The following is a 16,985-nucleotide window of genomic DNA, read 5'->3' as shown; positions in this document are numbered from 1 at the left end:
AATTCCTCCTCTTCTTACTGATTGGACACTTCCATCATACCATCATTGCTTTTATCATTAAACGTGAATGTGCTGTTTTTTCATCCATAAACAAAGCTTTTGGAGTGTTTCTCGATTAATACTTGGCGGAAAGTAGTGTGTATACTCTTCAAAATACCAGCTCTCTACCTGTTTTCCTAACTCATTTAGACGTTTCTCAAGTCTGTAGGCATGTTCAACAGACACATTTTTATCTTGTACTCCATGTATTATTAAGACCGGTGCATGCAACCTTTCCAACTCATATAAAGGTGTTCTCCATTTATACCTTTTAGGATACTTTGAAGGTGTACCACCGATGACTCTCTTCATCATTCTACGTAAATCTTCTCTTTCTACATAGGTTAGGCTCATATCAGATACTCCTCCCCATGTAACAATTGAACATAGCTTTTCTACAACGATTCCTGCTAATAAAGCCATTACGCCTCCTCTTGAAAAACCGAATGCATGAATACGTTCTTTATTTACTTTGGAATGATTTTTCAAAACTTCGATGGCTGAAATTGCATCATAACGATCTTCCCCGGCAAAATCTTCATTTCCTTCTCCACCTTGGTTCCCCCTATAAAACGGCGCCATAACGACAAAGCCTTCTGAGGCAAATTGAACAATTCTTCCAACCCTTACCATTCCAACATTTTTTATCCCGCCACGAAGGTATAGCAGCCCATCATATGTACCCTCAAGCTTTGGCTCTGCAAGAAGCCCTTTAATCTTTAACCCCTTCGACATATATGTCACAATCCATATATTTATTTGTGGACTAGGGGATGGAAATTTGACTTTACTTATCACTTTACCATTCATTTTTTTCACTCTTTCTATCTTCTCTCATTGACTTTGGAAACCTTGTACTTTATTACTTTACCCAATTTAATGTGAATCATTTTTACTAGGCATTCACACATTTTTAAAAATAATCATAAATTATCCTATATCCGATAGTATTTAATCTTCATATTGTAACGAAGATTATCTTTTATTGTACAAAAATCAGTGATGCTGTGCATCAAGGAGGTTAAAGTTATCATGAAAAGACGATTAGCATGGGTTTGTATTGCATTCCTTCTTCTTTTTTCATTTACTGCCTGCAGCCAAAACAAAACCGAAACCATTCGACTAGCTGAAGTCACTCATTCTATTTTCTATGCACCCTTATATGTCGCAATGGCAGAAGGTTTTTTTGAAGAAGAAGGTCTTAATGTGGAATTAACCACTACATGGGGCGGAGACAAAACAATGACAGCCCTCTTGTCTGATGGAGCGGATATTGCATTGGTGGGATCTGAAACTTCTATCTATGTTCATGCCCAGGGCTCAAATGATCCAATTATCAATTTTGCCCAACTTACCCAAACAGATGGGACGTTTCTCGTAAGCCGGGAAAAGATCGAGTCATTTGATTGGGAGCAGTTAAAAGGGAGCACCTTTTTAGGTCAAAGAAAAGGCGGAATGCCTCAGATGGTCGGGGAATTTGTATTAAAGCAACATGGAATTGATCCTCGTTCAGACCTTGAGTTAATTCAAAATGTTGATTTTGCTAATATCCCTAGTGCCTTTGCATCTGGAACAGGTGATTATGTTCAATTATTTGAACCAACAGCAAGTATCTTTGAAAAAGAAGGTACAGGTCATATTGTTGCTTCCTTTGGAGCAGAATCGGGCAGTGTTCCTTATACAACCTTTATGAGCAAACAAAGCTTCTTAGATGATAACGCAGAAACAGCTAAAAAATTCACAGCTGCCATATATAAAGCACAACAATGGGTAGAGGAAAAAAGCATTGAAGAAATTGCCGCATCCATTGCCCCTCAATTTGAAGATACAGAGCTTGAAATTATCGAAACTGTTGTTGAAAGATATAAGGAACAAGGATCTTTTTCAACAGATCCTATTTTAGAAGAAGATGAATGGAATAACTTACAAGACATTATGGACGAAGCAGGAGAACTTCCGGGGCGTGTTGATTATGAAACACTTGTCAACACAACTTATGCTGAAGAAGTTACTAATTAGGAAGGAGAAACCTTTATGTCATTTTTACTTGTCGAAGATGTTCGTCATATATATTTAACAAAGGACAGTGCAACTGTAGCGCTTGAAGGTATTCAACTGGCTGTGGAGGAAGGGGAGTTTATCTCCTTCCTTGGACCAAGTGGGTGTGGAAAAACAACATTGCTGTCTATCATCGCCGGCCTTATTAAACCTGTCCAGGGTAAGGTGAGGATTGCCAATTCACTTATTACAAAGCCGGATTCTGCTATCGGTTACATGCTTCAGCAGGATTATTTGTTTCCGTGGAAAACAATTGAAGAAAATGTTACGTTAGGTCTGAAAATTACAGGGAGAAAAACATTAGAAACTACAAAATCAACTTTAGAAATGCTAAAAGATATGGGACTTGATCAAGTAGAAAAGCAGTTTCCCCATCAATTATCCGGCGGTATGAGACAACGGGCTGCTTTAGTTCGAACGTTAGCAACTGATCCTAAAATTTTACTGCTTGATGAGCCCTTTTCAGCGCTTGATTATCAAACAAAATTAAAACTTGAAGACTTAGTTGTCAAAACATTAAAGGATTTTCATAAAACAGCCCTTCTCGTTACACACGATATTGGAGAAGCTATTGCCATGAGCGATAGAATTTTTGTTTTTTCTGCAAGACCCGGAAAAATAAGAAAAACATATGTAGTACCTAAAGAATTAAGAGATCTTACACCATTTCATGCAAGACAGCACCCTACATTTTCTACATTATTCCAACAAATATGGAAGGAGTTAGATCAATATGAAACAGAATGAAAGCATTGAACTCCTTCATCGAAATTATAAGCGTAATGTAGCACGGGAAAAGATGTGGGTAAAGTTTTATCAGCTCCTGATTTTTATTAGTTTTTTCAGCCTTTGGGAGCTTGCAAGTCGAAGAGCTTGGGTTGACCCTCTTCTATTTAGCTCTCCTTCTAAAGTTTGGAATTTGTTTATAACGAAAATTACGGATGGAACACTTCTTCCACATATCGGAGTTACGTTATTTGAGACGGTCTTAGGATTTATCTTTGGAACTTTGCTTGGCGCTATTCTTGCAGCATTGCTTTGGTGGTCTGCCAGATTATCAAAAATTCTTGATCCTTATCTTGTTATCTTAAATGCCATGCCTAAAGTAGCTTTAGGACCAATACTAATTGTCGGTCTAGGGCCAGGCTTTGTATCCATTATTGCAATGGGAACGATTATATCAGTTATTATTACAACCATTGTTGTGTACACCTCTTTTAAAGAAGTGGACACCAACTACATCAAGGTTCTCCAAACATTTGGTGCTAATAAAATACAGATTTTTAGGGATGCTATCCTGCCTGCCTCTTTTCCAACGATTGTGTCTACTTTAAAAGTAAATGTTGGTTTATCATGGGTAGGGGTCATCGTTGGAGAGTTTCTCGTCTCCGCAAAAGGGCTGGGATATATGATTATCTATGGTTTCCAAGTATTTAACTTTACGCTTGTTCTATTGAGCCTATTGATTATTGCTGTCTTTGCAACAATTATGTATCAAGGTGTGGAACTTGTAGAAAAAAAGCTTGTGAAATCAGAAAAAAGAGGCTGAATGAGACGATCCCATTAACGGGATTTGTCACATGTCGCCTCTTATTTTTATTCTTTTTTCAACTTCTTGTAAACTTTTTTGTAACACATCGTCTTTCATAATAAAGCTATATTGCTTGTTTGTTTGGATATTTTCCGGAAGTTTATCTAATAAAACTGGCCCAAATGTTTCAAAATATCCGTCTTGTTTTTCAAGTCTTTCGACTCTAGCAAAATAAATATTTTTCACAATGACTTTTTCTTTCCCTCTTACTTTATATTGTCCAATGTATTCAATGCTGTGTACAATTCCACCAGTTTCCTCTTTTACCTCTCTAATCGCTGCTTCCAGCGCAGTTTCATTTGCTTCCACCTTACCACCTGGAAATTCAATCCCTCGATCAGAATGCTTTGTTAATAGCCATTTTTGCTTGTGTCTGCAAACAACCCAAACATGCTTAGGTTCTTTTGAAAACGGATGATCGTCAAATGACAATAAAACCTCATTGTGATAATAATCAATAAATCGGTACATAGTTGATCCCTCAATTTTTCCTTATCTATTCAAATCTTATCACAATGTCAAATCTATGTGTAAGAGTTTATTCTTGTTCATCAATTTTTGACATAAGCTGTTGGGAACGGATATGCTCCCTTGCTTCTTCATCACCTAGCTCATATATCATTCGATAGATTTTTTTATGCGTATCATCAATCGCATCATTTTCTCGATCATAATGATATTGTACATATGGTGTATGCGAGCGAAGAAATCCTTGAAAATCTGCAGAATAGACTTGGTCAAAATACTCACGCAGTTGAACGATTTCTTCGTCTGTTGCTTCAATTTTGAAATCCCATGCAGAAACAGTGCTTAATTGAGAGATTTGCCCACTTCCAACCGTAATATAATATGTCTTCTTTGTTTGATCCATGATGCCCACTCCTTCTTTTTATTCCTTCCATTAGCTTTTGCCCTTATGTATTGCATTATTCTCTATGTCGATAAGATAGAATAGAACTTTCATTAAAAGTTAAGGATAAATTAAATAAAGGTTTACTATGAATGGAGGATAAAAAGTGGATCATCAAATCTTTTTTAATTCTGATCACAGTCAGTTTCGAGCTGACGAAGAAGATGTTTTGGCATACGTTCAATCCATTATTCGCCATACAAATAAACAGGAAATTCTCAATTGGGTAAAAGAACTGTCTGAACAGGAAATTCAGTCAATGATCATCCCTTTTATGACAGAAAAGATGTCCAAAGAGATAGCAGAAAAAGAGTATTAAGAACAAAAGCGCAAGCGCCTTGATCAGCCTCGGGCAAATAAGACGCAAATGAATAGAAGACGTTCTTTGTCTTCAATTCATTTGTGGCTAGACCCTAGAGGCAGTCAATAACGCGACATCCTGTCGCAATGACTGCACTTGCACGTCCTGTGCTTCGGGGCTAGGTGCTGGAGCTGGATGTCGAAGCGCTTATCCACAGTTCAAAAATTTTATAATTTCCTGGTAAACGATAAAGAAGGGACTGGTCCATTAATCATCATGGAACAGTCCCTTCTTACTCACTTACTTACCTAAAAATGACTTTAACATCCAATTATGCTTTTCCAACCCTTGGTGAATGGCAAGAAGCATATCGCCTGTCGTTTCATCACCAACCTCTGCTGCTAAATCCATACCTTCTTTTAATTCCACTGCAAGTTTACTAAAATCTTCAAAAATGCTTTGAACCATTTGTTGTGCTGATTCGTTTCCTTCAGCTTCATTCACAGAAGAGATCTCTAAGCATTCTTTCATTGTTGCTACCGGTTCACCATCAAGAGCTAATAATCGTTCAGCTAACTCATCAATATGAACAGCTGCTTCATTGTAGAATTCTTCAAATTTTTCATGTAAGGTAAAGAAGTTTTCTCCTTTTACAAACCAATGATAATTATGTAATTTCACATACAACACTGTCCAATTGGCAATTTGTTTGTTTACTGTTGTGATTAATTTGTCTGACATTATTTATTCCTCCTTTTGCATCTAATATATATTTACCCCAAATAGTTTGCTCTAAAACTTTGTGGTTAAACAATAATTGTGTCTCACAGGTAATTTTTCATGATAAAATTAGAAAAACAAGACTAACAGCCAAAGGTGGAAATCAATGACTTTTCTTTAATGTTTATCCTTTGAATAAGCTAAACATTCTTAAAGGATTAAAGAAATAGCTGCTCGGAAACAGGAGGAAATACAGTGAAAGTTGTTTTTATTATTTGTATTATTATAGTTATTGTTGTTCTTTTATTAAGTGTTTTGACCACAAGTAAAGCTTACCAATACAAACATACAATTGATCCTATGAAAAAATCTGATGATGAAGAAAATAAAGAACAAAGTAACAAGGAAAATTAAAAAACACGCATTTGCGTGTTTTTAATATTTTTCGTATACGTATGGTGTATCCGGTTGTTCGATAACTTCAATACTAGATACATCAATAGAAGGCAATATCCACTCCTGATAGTTTGTCGTTGTTAGTGTCCCCTCTAGTTTCACCCACTTATCATCGCCATATTGACTCGCTTCAGGGAATGATGCAAGTGTTCCAAAAACAGAAGCATCGGCCACACAGCAGGATAATCCAAACCTTGCGATAACAAACTGATTTTCATTAAAGTCTTGCTCACGAAAGACAAACCCTACTATCTCCACCTTTTTCCCAACAAATTTCTCAGGGCTCTGGTCGATAATGGTTGTCATAGCAATATAGTTCTCTTCAGTAAATTGAATAGATTCCATTTCCAGCATCTCTTTTTCTAATTGAGCATAAATATCCACAGGACGCTCTTGAATTTCAAACCCCTCAGGATGCTCTAGAGGTACTTCAGGAATATTACTGGAAGACTCTAAAACCTTATCCCCTATCCTCTCATCTAGCTCCTCCATATAAGCCTCGGGATCATTTAGATATGCTTCAGCTTTTTCTGTTCCAGTGCCTCCTTCCTTGACAGGCTGTGTATCTGCCGTTGCAAAGGATTTAAAACCTCGTTTAGCAGCAACTGAACTATCTAATATAACCTCCGGAAAAAGAAAACCAGTTACGATTGGAATGATAAACAATAGATAAACAAAAATTGAACGAACTGGAGTAGATGGGGCCGTATGATCGATTCCACAATCACAATAAAGCTCTGCTTGTTTCTTTGAACCGCTTCTCCATATTTGAATAACTCCTAAAATTAAAAAGACAACGATCGCAAAATACATAAAGGGCATCATTTTAGGTGCGATAAAATTGACCATGTTTCCTGTAATGAGCAATTTTATCATTAATAATGTAAAACCAATTAAGATGATGCCGCGAATATATACTTGAAAACGGTATTGACTTTGTTGATTATCCACCTTGGGCCGCCTCCCTTATAAAAAAATTGCTTGATAAATGATAATCGAGACATAAACAACGATCGTAACAACACCGATGAATGCCGCGACAAACTTTGCTTTAAAAAAGGCAAAGAGCATAATGGTATTTTTCAGATCAATCATTGGTCCGTAAAGTAAAAAGGCAAGCAACGAACCCGTTGTAAAGGTTCCTCCGAAAGTTGCTGCTACAAATGCATCTGCCTCAGAACATAATGATAAAATATAACCGAATCCCATCATGATAGCCGGAGAAAGAAATTCACTGCTGCCAAGCTCTGTTAATAGTGTTCGATCAAGAAATGTTTGGAAAAGACTAGCAATAAAAGCCCCAATAATTAAAAATTTACCCATTTCAAAAAATTCATCACTGGCATGAAACAAAGTGGATTTTAACTTCCCTACCTTCTCCCCGCTTTTTAACTGAACAGTGGTCGTTAATTCTTCCTTTGTCCATTTTAGTTGATTTCGATTCTTAAAAATGAGGTACATGATAAACCCAATGATTATGGATAACACAAATGCCAGTCCCATTCTTGCATAGGCAATATGAAGCTGTGAAGAAAAAGCATAGTAAGTTGATGCAAACACCACAGGATTTAAAATTGGAGCACCTACTAAAAAGACTACTCCTACATGCAAAGGCATACCCTTTTTCATTAATCTTCTTACAATTGGAACAATCGCACATTCACAGATAGGAAAGATTGCTCCAAGTAAGGCAGCAGGTAATAAAGCTAGAATTGCATTCTTAGGCAATACCCGTTTAATAAAATCCTCTGACACAAATGTTTGAATCAGCGCCGAAACAAAAACTCCTAATAGAATAAATGGTATGGCTTCTAGTAAAATACTCAAAAACATTGTATTAACAGTCAAAAGTTGAGAGGGAATATTCCACTCAATCTCATGGAAATCAACGAATAAAAACAAATAAAAAAACAATCCTATTAAAGCTAGTGCAAGAGACTCTCTCAAAAATGGCAATACAGTTCGATTCATATTTGAACTCCTAACCTATTATTCTTTGTACTATATCATACTAGTTTCCAAAAAAGATTATGACCGATAATTTGAAATCCTTTGGTCCTTTTCCTACAATTTTTGATTACTTACGACACTTTAAGACAAATCGGTGAGATTTAATCGTTGATGTTTTCTATCGACATACAGTATACTCTCAATATCGAGTAAGTGAGAGGGGATCAAGATGACAAGAAAGATTAACTTACCACCCAAAAAAGAACGTCATAAACTTTTTGGCTCCGTCGAACCAGGAGTAAAGCTGAAGCCAACTGAAAAAGACAAAATGCCTGATCTACAAAATACGAAAAAAGATTTTCTTTTTACTATAGATGCAGTTGGAATTAGTAATGTAAAGCACCCTATTATCATACATTCTAGTTTACTTCCAAAACAACAAACAACGATTGCAAATTTTAAAATGACAAGTAAAATTTCTCATGATTCAAAAGGAACGAATATGAGTCGTTTTACCGAACAATTAGAACAGTATCGTCAAAATGGAGGTTTTCAACTTACTTTAACAAATCTCTATGACTTTACAAAAGAGCTTGCGGAGCGCCTTAAACAACAAGATGCTAGTATTGAAGTATCTTTCCCATGGTTTTATGAAAGAAAAGGACCTAGTTCAGAGTTGGTAGGACTCAATCATGCTGAGGCTACAATTTCTGTTTCTTATGAGCAAGGTATTGGGTTTACGAGCAATGCCTCTTTAAAATGCGCTGTTACCACTCTCTGTCCTTGTTCTAAAGAAATTAGTGAATATTCCGCTCATAATCAACGTGGATTTGTCACAATGAATATTGAGTTTACGAATGACTACCATGAGGAAATTGACTGGAAGGCTGCATTATTAGAAGCTGCTGAAACAAATGCCAGTGCCATGATTCATCCTGTCTTAAAACGTACAGATGAAAAAGTTGTAACAGAAACAGCGTATGAGAACCCTCGATTTGTGGAGGATATGGTTAGATTAGTAGCTGCTGACTTATATGAACTGGATTTTGTTCAAGCTTTTTCAGTTGAATGTCGTAATGAAGAATCTATTCACTTGCATGATGCCATTGCAAATTTAAGTTATCGTAAAGATTAAATAAATGAAGGGGCTGTTTCTATAAAAAGAAACAGCCCCTATTCATTATCCAAATACCTTTGCTAACTCTTCTTTATCCTGTTCAAGCCAAAAACGCATTAGACGTTTTGCTCCTTCTAAATCATGAAGCTTTGCTTGTCCACATTGCGTTTCATTCGCAGCAGGAATTTCAGTTACTTCTACAGCCGCTTTTAAGGTGTCTTCAAGTAAATCAATAATTTCATTTACCTCAGGCTTACCACTTACAACTAAATAGTAGCCGGTTTGACAACCCATTGGTGAAATATCAATAATATCGAAGTGATCATATTTCTCAGCATGTTCACGAATATTGAATGCCAATAAATGTTCCAATGTATGAATTGTATCAGGCTTCATCGCTTGTTTATTCGGCTGACAAAAACGAATATCAAATTTATTTACTTCACCATCACTACCCACTTTATGCACACCACAGTGGCGAACATATGGAGCCTTTACGGCGTTATGATCTAATTCAAAGCTTTCAACTGAAGGCATACTCTTTCACTCCTAAAAATATAAGTCCTAATTCTTAATCATTGTATCATAGGTAAAGTTAATAGCGTATGATAACCTCTTTTAGTATAGTAAATAGTAACAAAGCGATTAGACAATTTTATTGGAAAAGAAGGTCATTATGAAAAACATATTTATCCTTATCATTCGGTTCTATCAAAAATTCATTTCACCAATTAAACCTCCAACTTGCCGCTTCTATCCTACCTGCTCACACTATGGTATAGAGGCTATTCAACGCTTTGGAATCCTTAAAGGAGGATATTTGACGATCAAACGGATTTTGAAATGCCATCCTTTTCATCCGGGCGGCATAGATCTTGTACCAGAAAAGAAAAAGGAGAATTAATCCTCATATCCATTCACAACAACATCTAATTTTCCTGTTGAAGGATCAATAACAAGGCCATGTACTGGAATACCACTAGCAAGGAATGGATGATTTTTAATCGTTTCTACACTATCACGCACACTGTCTTCAACGTTATTGAATCCTTTTAACCATTGATCTAAATCGACCCCGGCATACTTAACTGTGTCGATTTTCTCTTTATCCACACCTTTTTCGATAGCTTTAGAAAGAAATGATTCTGGACTGATTTTACTCATCCCGCAATCATGGTGACCAATGACACAAATTTCATCTGCCTTTAATTCATATACAGCAACTAATATACTTCTCATAATACTTCCGAATGGATGTGCTACAATTGCACCTGCACTTTTAACAATTTTCACATCACCATTTCGCACATTCATTGCTTGAGGAAGCAGCTCAACTAATCTAGTATCCATGCAAGAAAGAACTACAAGCTTTTTCTCTGGAAATTTCGTTGTCTCAAACTTTTCGAATTCTTTATTTGCTACAAACTTTTCATTATGTGCTAAAATTTCATCTACGATTCTCATGTTCTATCTCCTCCATGTAAAAAATAACTTTTAAATAAATATATCATATCTATTGAGTTATCACTAATTTTAGGTTAAGATATTACTTGTTTAAATCGAAATCGTTACTATTTAATGACTGAAAATAAAAAATGGTTCTCAAACCGGAATGATTAAGATATAATAATGAAGGCTTAATCGTAATCATACTGATTTATTGAAAGGAGATCACGAAAAGTGAAAAAATATTTACTATCATTAAGCACCATGTTCTTTATATCTAGTATACTAGTTGGTTGCAACAATAATGGAGATACATCCTCCTCACAATCCTCCGAACCTGCAACTGATTCGGATACACTAAAAATTTACACAACATTGTACCCTCTGGAGGATTTCACAAAAAAAATTGGTGGAGATTTAGTAGAAGTTGAAAACGTCATTCCTCCAGGCGCCGATGCACATACATTTGAACCATCTACAAAAGATATGGTAAACATTGCTGAAGCAGATGGTTTTATCTATTCAGGTGTAGGATTCGAATCCTTTGCTGAAAAAACACAAGAATCACTTAAAGATGAAGATGTCACATTCATAAATGCAGGTGAAGATATCGAACTATTAGAGGGACAAGATGCAACTGAGCATTCTCATGATGAGACAGCTACTGAGGAAGAGCATGCACATGATGAAGAAGAGCATTCTCACGGTGAAGCAGCTAATGAGGAAGAACATACCCATGATGAAACAGAGCATTCTCATGATGAAGCTGCAACAGAAGAAGAACATGTGCACGATCATGGGGATACAGATCCACATGTATGGATTGACCCAATTCTTTCTATTCAATTAGCAGAAAACATTAAAAACGCATTAACAGAATTACATCCTGATGGAAAAGAAACATTTGAAACTAACTTTGAAGCTTTAAAAACACAATTAAAAGAATTAGATCAATCTTTCTCAGAAGTTACCAACGATGCGGCCAAAAAGGAAATTTTAGTTTCCCATGCTGCATATGGATATTGGGAAAGCCGTTATGGCATTGAACAAATTAGTGTTTTAGGTTTGTCTCCAACCCAGGAACCTTCACAAAAGGAATTACAAACAATCATTGAAACCGCTAAAGAACACAATATTAAATATATTATTTTTGAAACGAATGTAAGTAGTAATGTAACTGATATCGTACAGTCAGAAATTGGTGCAGAAGCATTAACTTTAAACAATTTAGAAACACTTACTGATGAAGATATTACTAATAATGAAGATTACTTTAGTATTATGAAGAAAAACATTGAAACATTAGAAAAGGCATTGAACTAAGTAATAAAGTGAGCGTAATCAACGCTCACTTTTTTTATGTTTATTATTAGCAAAACTAGAAGAATATTCTTTAGAAAATAGTGGACACTATGGTTGATTACGACAAGAGTGGAAAGAAAGGCGGATCATGATGGATGATTTAGTTTTAGCACGTTCACTGTTCGGAACAACCATGGGTTTTCATATCATCTTTGCAACACTGGGGGTTGGGCTTCCTTTAATGATATTATGTGCGGAGCTTCTTTTCCAGAAAACAAAAGACCAAGATTATGCTGTCATGGCTAAACGTTGGACAAAAGGTCAAGCTGTTCTATTAGGCGTTGCTATACCTACAGGAACAATTGCTGGTGTTCAACTTGCATTATTGTGGCCGGGCTTTATGGAGGTTATTGGTAGAGTTATGTCCTTACCATTTCAAATTGAGATATATGCCTTTTTTATAGAAGCCTTGTTTATGTCTATTTATGTGTATGCCGCTGACCGTATTTCACCTAAAATGCGCATTTTTAGTGTCACACTTGTCCTTATTGGAGCTAGTGCCTCCGCTGTCTTAATAACAAATGTTCATGCCTTTGAGGGAACTCCTGCCGGGTTTCGAATTGAAAACGGAGAAATTGTTGATGTCGATCCATGGGCGGCTTTTTTTAATCCCAGCTTCTTTATTTCTGCTGCACATGTTGCAGTTTCGGCCTACATGACCGGTGCATTTATGATTAGTACGATTGCAGCTTTTAAAATGTTAAAAAACAAGCGTAACGAACGAGTCTATCTTTTTCATCGGAAGGCTCTCATGCTTAGCTTGATTGTTGGTGGGATTTTTTCTCTTTTAACTGCTCTTAATGGTCACGAATCCGCACAAATGCTCCATGAATATCAGCCGGAAAAACTCGCTGCAGCAGAGGGACTTTTTGAAACCCAAGATCATGCTCCATTAGCGATCGGGGGATTCACCGATCGCGAGACACAGGAAATAAAATTCGCAATTGAAATACCATGGGCCTTAAGCTTTCTTGCAGCCAATAGCTTTGATACAGTTGTCATTGGCTTAAATGACTTTCCAGAAGAATATTGGCCACCGTTATTTGTTCATACATTATTCAATGGTATGGTACTCATCGGCAGCTTTCTCATATTTTTATCGATCGCCGGATTTATTTGGCATAAATTCTTAAAGAAACAGCATTTCCCAAAACTATTTATGTATGCTTTCGTCATTGCAGGCCTCTCTCTCTCCTTTCCATTGAGTTCGGTTGGATATTTGCTTGTACAGGGAGGCAGCCATGGGTTATCTACCGAATCTTAGCGACTGAAGATGTGGTCACAGGCTCTACCCAAATCGGAATTTTATTTTTACTCTTTTCACTTATTTATGTTATTTTAGCAATTGCTGTTTTGGCCGTTCTAAAATATTATTTCAAACGTCATCCTGTTGAGCACGAGCTTGACGGTGGAAACCTACAGCAAAATCCTGTAAGTATTACCTAATCTAAAAGAGGTGAAACAATTTGACCGCAGATTCGTTACTCGCAATCACTGTACTATGGGGATTCGTTTTTATCTATGCTGTAATGGCAACGATGGATTTTGGAGCAGGCTTTTGGTCGATGATTTATATTAATAAAGAAAAAACAAATGCAACCAACATCGCAAACCGTTATCTATCACCAACTTGGGAGGTAACCAATGTTTTTATTGTTGCGATTGTTATTGCACTTGTCAGCTTTTTTCCTGGCGCCACCTTTATTCTTGGAACAGTCTTATTGATTCCAGGAAGTTTCATTTTAATTTTGCTGGCACTGCGCAGTGGATTTTTAGTATTTTCTCATATAGCGAAGGATTATGAAAAAGGGCTAACATACGTTTCAGGAATATCGGGATTTATTATACCTGCCCTTCTTATGCTTGTTTTACCTATTACTCATGGTGGTTATATAGAGCAAATGAATGAAGTTCATCAACTTAACTTTGCTGCCTTGTTTACTAGCCCGAATATATATGCCTTTATGGGCTTTGCCATAAGTAGCACACTTTTTTTATCATCATTACTATTAGCTGATTACTCGAATGTTGCAGATGAACTGGAAGCATATCGGGTTTATCGAAGAGATGCCCTGATCCTAGGTCCTATCTCATTGTTAATGGCCTTTTTAATCATGATTACTCTAAGGATTGAAGCAAATTGGTTATATACAAATATGCTTGACTATTTGCCATTTTTAATCGGGTCTGTTCTTCTTTTTATCCTTGCAGGTGCTGCACTATTCATTCCCTCGGCGAGACATAAGGGACGAATTGGACGGCCAAGACTTGCAGTTATCGCAGTAACTATACAATATCTCCTAGCGAGTTATGCATATGGAAGGGCCCATTTACCATATATGATTTATCCTGATGTAACTATTGAATCCGGCTTTACACACCCAAATACATTTAGAGCTTTATTTGTAACATATATTGTAGGTTTTCTTATTTTATTTCCAGGGTTTGTTTACTTTTGGAAGCTGTTTATGAAGGATAAGCGCTATTTAAAGCAAAATGAATCATAGATCCATGCATAAGAATGCCATTTTGGAAAAAAATAAAAACGATATCATTGCGTTAGGGGGAAATGAATAATGAAGGAAAGCCTTATTGAGTCATTTCGTCATGAAGTTAAACATTCTAATGCAGATTCTTTTCCTATATTTGTCGATTCTTTTACAAATTTATGGGATTATGAATTTGGTTCATTAGATGATCTTCCACAGGACGTGGATGAGTTAGTAGCTGATCGCGCAATTGAATATGGGTTGATGGAATAAAACATAATAGATTTGGTTGAATACTTAATAATCCCGGCACAATACTGCCGGGATTTTTTCTCATATTAATTTTGCTGTTTTTGATGTTGCTTTTGATAGTCTTTTCTGAGCACGTTTTTTTGCAATAAGACCATGCTTTGGCGAGAAAAGGAACGCTAAGGCAAAAAGAACTCCTGTAGAGGTTGCCATAGCACCTGCTATTGACACATTAAGAATAGTAGCCATGTAATATCCACTTATCGCAGAAAACACACCGATACCGGCACTAATAAAGAGCATGTTGATCAATTTATCGGTTAGCAAATAAGCTGTCGATGCTGGAACAATGAGCATAGCAACTACTAGTATTGCCCCAACACTATCAAAGGAGGCGACAGTTGTTATCGATAACATTCCCATTTGCAAATAATGAATAAACAGAACAGGGATTCCAATTGCAACAGCCATTTCCGGATCAAATGAGCTAATTTTAAATTCTTTGTAAAAGAAGATGATGATAAGCAGGTTGACTATAAAAACAAAAGATAAAAGCCAGACTGCCTTTGGCCCTAATTCCATCCCATTCCATTCCACTGTATCCCAAGGAATAAATGTGATCTCTCCCATCAATGCGTGGTCTACATCTAGATGAATATTTCCTGCAAACAACGACAGCAGAATAACCCCGACTGCAAAAAGTGATGTAAAGACAATTCCAATTGCAGCATCGCCCTGAACCCCTTTTCCATTTAACACCTGTACAAGCAATGCTGTTAACAACCCAACTACTATTGCACCGATTAATAATGATGGACCATCTACACTGCGGCTTACTAAATATCCGCCAACAATACCCAATAAAACAGTATGTGAGATCGCATCCGCTAACATCGCCATTTTTCTTAATACGAGAAAACAACCAATCATCGCACAAGTAATACCTACTAATGAACCAGTGATGATAATCCATGCATCATAAGTCATTTATCATCATCCTCCGGTCACTAATTGCTGACTTTGGCAATAATAATGGTACACGATCATGAATGCGCAATAGCCTCAACAGCCGATCCTTTGTTTCATTTGAGATTGATGCTAAATGAAGATCCTCTCTCGTTTTAAGCTCAAGATGAGCAAACTCCATTTCATGCATTAAATACATTTCATACAAACGCTGTTGCAGGACAAGTTCAAATCCAGCTTCAATCCCCTTATCTGTTAACATCCATTTCCCTGTCTTCGCTCTGTTAATGTACTCTTTCTTTTCCAACACACTTATCGCATATTGAAAAAGGCTCGATGAAACCTTACGTTTTAAAAGAATTTCATCTTCTGTAATGTCACCAAGTTTTCCACCCTCTGCAACATCATAAAAGCTTAGAAATATTTGTTCTACCGCTGTTCTTTTTCTAAGGGACAATAGTTTAATGGCCTTAGCAAGTAACCCCCGCTTTGGTGAAAACACTAATGAAATGATAAACATGATCGTTGCAGCCACAATAATTAGTGGACCTGTTGCCATTCCTTCCATAATTGTACTCAATAATGTACCCATTACACCGGAAACACCGCCAATAAAACCTGAGATAATGATCATGGAACTTAATTTCTCAGTCCAATACCTTGCACTAATGGCCGGAGTGATAAGCATAGCCGCCATTAATACAACTCCGACAGTTTGTAATCCAATAACCACTGAACACACAATTAATAAAAGTAATAGTCCATTAAAAAATTTAGCTGGTATTCCAATTCCTTTTGCGAATTGTGGGTCAAATGTTAGTAATTTAAATTCTTTATAAAAGATAGCTGTTATCGCCAGTAAGATTAAGGCAATCATCGTAATTAATTGAACATCAGCCCCTACCATGGAAGCTGCCTGCCCAAAAATAAAGTCATCCAGCCCACTTTGATTTCCTGCACCATTATGCTGAATATAGGTTAGAAGAACAATTCCAAATCCAAAAAATACAGAAATAATAATCCCAAGAGCAGAATCTTCTTTTATTCTAGAATGGTTAATCATCACTTGAATGATAAAAGAAGATATTAGCCCTGCAACCACTGCACCGATTAAAAACCAAATCAGTGATTTGGAACCATATAGTAAATAGGCGATACAAACTCCCGGTAATGCTGAATGTGCCATGGCATCTCCTATTAAGCTCTGCTTTCTTAATAATGTAAAGCTCCCAACAACGCCACTGGTCATTCCTAGGAGCATTGTACCAAGTAAAACCCATTGGGTATTAGGATTTTGAAGTTGTAACATAAGTTCTCCAAGCATTTCCTTC

Annotated in this window: 20 protein-coding genes and 1 pseudogene; 11 read left to right on the top strand and 10 right to left on the bottom strand. The window is 36.5% G+C overall.

The window, feature by feature from the left end:
* Window positions 1–57 precede the first annotated feature (57 nt).
* Window positions 58–849, bottom strand: coding sequence for an alpha/beta hydrolase family protein (locus AC0L8O_RS03770; protein ID WP_473446650.1), 792 nt, complete (start codon window positions 847–849; stop codon window positions 58–60).
* Window positions 850–1,071: 222 nt separating this feature from the next.
* Here AC0L8O_RS03770 and AC0L8O_RS03765 point away from each other — a divergent pair, with 222 nt between their 5' ends.
* From AC0L8O_RS03765 to AC0L8O_RS03755, 3 genes are read left to right on the top strand one after another with little or no spacing between them, the layout of a single operon-like run.
* Complete coding sequence (locus AC0L8O_RS03765; protein ID WP_473446649.1) at window positions 1,072–2,058, top strand: ABC transporter substrate-binding protein; 987 nt, start codon at window positions 1,072–1,074, stop codon at window positions 2,056–2,058.
* A gap of 15 nt (window positions 2,059–2,073) precedes the next feature.
* Window positions 2,074–2,844 (top strand): ABC transporter ATP-binding protein, encoded by a 771-nt coding sequence (locus tag AC0L8O_RS03760; RefSeq protein ID WP_473446648.1) that lies wholly within the window; start codon window positions 2,074–2,076, stop codon window positions 2,842–2,844.
* Complete coding sequence (locus tag AC0L8O_RS03755; RefSeq protein WP_473446647.1) at window positions 2,831–3,646, top strand: ABC transporter permease; 816 nt, start codon at window positions 2,831–2,833, stop codon at window positions 3,644–3,646. The genes AC0L8O_RS03760 and AC0L8O_RS03755 overlap by 14 nt, the downstream gene beginning before the upstream one ends.
* A 27-nt stretch (window positions 3,647–3,673) precedes the next feature.
* On the opposite strand, the gene ytkD is transcribed toward AC0L8O_RS03755, so the two are convergent.
* Both ytkD and AC0L8O_RS03745 read right to left on the bottom strand, forming a co-directional pair.
* Complete coding sequence (gene ytkD, locus AC0L8O_RS03750) at window positions 3,674–4,159, bottom strand: RNA deprotection pyrophosphohydrolase (RefSeq protein WP_473446646.1); 486 nt, start codon at window positions 4,157–4,159, stop codon at window positions 3,674–3,676.
* A 67-nt stretch (window positions 4,160–4,226) separates the two neighbouring features.
* Complete coding sequence (locus AC0L8O_RS03745; RefSeq protein ID WP_026561793.1) at window positions 4,227–4,562, bottom strand: hypothetical protein; 336 nt, start codon at window positions 4,560–4,562, stop codon at window positions 4,227–4,229.
* 142 nt (window positions 4,563–4,704) lie between these two features.
* Here AC0L8O_RS03745 and AC0L8O_RS03740 point away from each other — a divergent pair, with 142 nt between their 5' ends.
* Entirely contained in the window at window positions 4,705–4,917 is a 213-nt protein-coding gene (locus AC0L8O_RS03740) for a DUF6154 family protein (RefSeq protein ID WP_473446645.1), read from the top strand.
* Between the two features lie 282 nt (window positions 4,918–5,199).
* Here AC0L8O_RS03740 and AC0L8O_RS03735 read toward each other — a convergent pair whose 3' ends face one another.
* Window positions 5,200–5,640, bottom strand: coding sequence for a Dps family protein (locus AC0L8O_RS03735; protein ID WP_473446644.1), 441 nt, complete (start codon window positions 5,638–5,640; stop codon window positions 5,200–5,202).
* A 234-nt stretch (window positions 5,641–5,874) separates the two neighbouring features.
* Between AC0L8O_RS03735 and ytzI the strand changes: the two genes are divergently transcribed.
* Window positions 5,875–6,033, top strand: coding sequence for a YtzI protein (gene ytzI, locus AC0L8O_RS03730; RefSeq protein ID WP_473446643.1), 159 nt, complete (start codon window positions 5,875–5,877; stop codon window positions 6,031–6,033).
* Window positions 6,034–6,054: 21 nt separating this feature from the next.
* On the opposite strand, the gene AC0L8O_RS03725 is transcribed toward ytzI, so the two are convergent.
* A complete protein-coding gene (locus AC0L8O_RS03725) occupies window positions 6,055–7,026 on the bottom strand; it encodes a TIGR03943 family putative permease subunit (protein ID WP_473446642.1) in 972 nt (323 codons plus the stop codon).
* 15 nt (window positions 7,027–7,041) lie between these two features.
* Window positions 7,042–8,046, bottom strand: coding sequence for a permease (locus tag AC0L8O_RS03720; protein ID WP_473446641.1), 1,005 nt, complete (start codon window positions 8,044–8,046; stop codon window positions 7,042–7,044).
* Window positions 8,047–8,254: 208 nt separating this feature from the next.
* On the opposite strand from AC0L8O_RS03720, the gene folE2 reads away from it, so the two are divergent.
* Window positions 8,255–9,160, top strand: a complete 906-nt coding sequence (gene folE2, locus AC0L8O_RS03715) for a GTP cyclohydrolase FolE2 (RefSeq protein ID WP_473446639.1) — start codon at window positions 8,255–8,257, stop codon at window positions 9,158–9,160.
* 45 nt (window positions 9,161–9,205) lie between these two features.
* On the opposite strand, the gene AC0L8O_RS03710 is transcribed toward folE2, so the two are convergent.
* On the bottom strand, window positions 9,206–9,679 hold the full coding sequence (locus AC0L8O_RS03710) for an S-ribosylhomocysteine lyase (protein ID WP_473446638.1): 474 nt from the start codon (window positions 9,677–9,679) through the stop codon (window positions 9,206–9,208).
* A gap of 139 nt (window positions 9,680–9,818) precedes the next feature.
* Between AC0L8O_RS03710 and yidD the strand changes: the two genes are divergently transcribed.
* Window positions 9,819–10,046, top strand: a complete 228-nt coding sequence (yidD, locus tag AC0L8O_RS03705; RefSeq protein ID WP_026561800.1) for a membrane protein insertion efficiency factor YidD — start codon at window positions 9,819–9,821, stop codon at window positions 10,044–10,046.
* Here the strand turns inward: yidD and AC0L8O_RS03700 are convergent.
* Window positions 10,043–10,606: a beta-class carbonic anhydrase gene (locus AC0L8O_RS03700; protein ID WP_473446637.1), complete on the bottom strand. Its 564-nt coding sequence runs from the start codon at window positions 10,604–10,606 to the stop codon at window positions 10,043–10,045. The genes yidD and AC0L8O_RS03700 overlap by 4 nt on opposite strands.
* Before the next feature lie 216 nt (window positions 10,607–10,822).
* Here AC0L8O_RS03700 and AC0L8O_RS03695 point away from each other — a divergent pair, with 216 nt between their 5' ends.
* From AC0L8O_RS03695 to AC0L8O_RS03680, 4 genes and pseudogenes are all read left to right on the top strand, one after another.
* Entirely contained in the window at window positions 10,823–11,911 is a 1,089-nt protein-coding gene (locus AC0L8O_RS03695) for a metal ABC transporter substrate-binding protein (protein WP_473446636.1), read from the top strand.
* Window positions 11,912–12,038: 127 nt separating this feature from the next.
* Window positions 12,039–13,396: pseudogene (locus AC0L8O_RS03690) on the top strand (cytochrome ubiquinol oxidase subunit I).
* An 83-nt stretch (window positions 13,397–13,479) separates the two neighbouring features.
* Window positions 13,480–14,457: a cytochrome d ubiquinol oxidase subunit II gene (locus AC0L8O_RS03685; protein WP_473448644.1), complete on the top strand. Its 978-nt coding sequence runs from the start codon at window positions 13,480–13,482 to the stop codon at window positions 14,455–14,457.
* A 69-nt stretch (window positions 14,458–14,526) separates the two neighbouring features.
* A complete protein-coding gene (locus tag AC0L8O_RS03680; protein ID WP_473446635.1) occupies window positions 14,527–14,712 on the top strand; it encodes a hypothetical protein in 186 nt (61 codons plus the stop codon).
* 60 nt (window positions 14,713–14,772) lie between these two features.
* Here AC0L8O_RS03680 and AC0L8O_RS03675 read toward each other — a convergent pair whose 3' ends face one another.
* On the bottom strand, window positions 14,773–15,675 hold the full coding sequence (locus AC0L8O_RS03675; RefSeq protein WP_473446634.1) for a metal ABC transporter permease: 903 nt from the start codon (window positions 15,673–15,675) through the stop codon (window positions 14,773–14,775).
* A complete protein-coding gene (locus AC0L8O_RS03670; RefSeq protein WP_473446633.1) occupies window positions 15,665–16,978 on the bottom strand; it encodes a metal ABC transporter permease in 1,314 nt (437 codons plus the stop codon). Before AC0L8O_RS03670 ends, AC0L8O_RS03675 begins: the two co-directional genes overlap by 11 nt.
* Window positions 16,979–16,985: the final 7 nt, after the last annotated feature.

This window comes from Metabacillus sp. KJ11-3 (assembly GCF_055808295.1).
The sequence above is the reverse complement of the archived record's forward strand: the minus strand, read 5'-3'. Positions and strand labels throughout refer to the sequence as shown.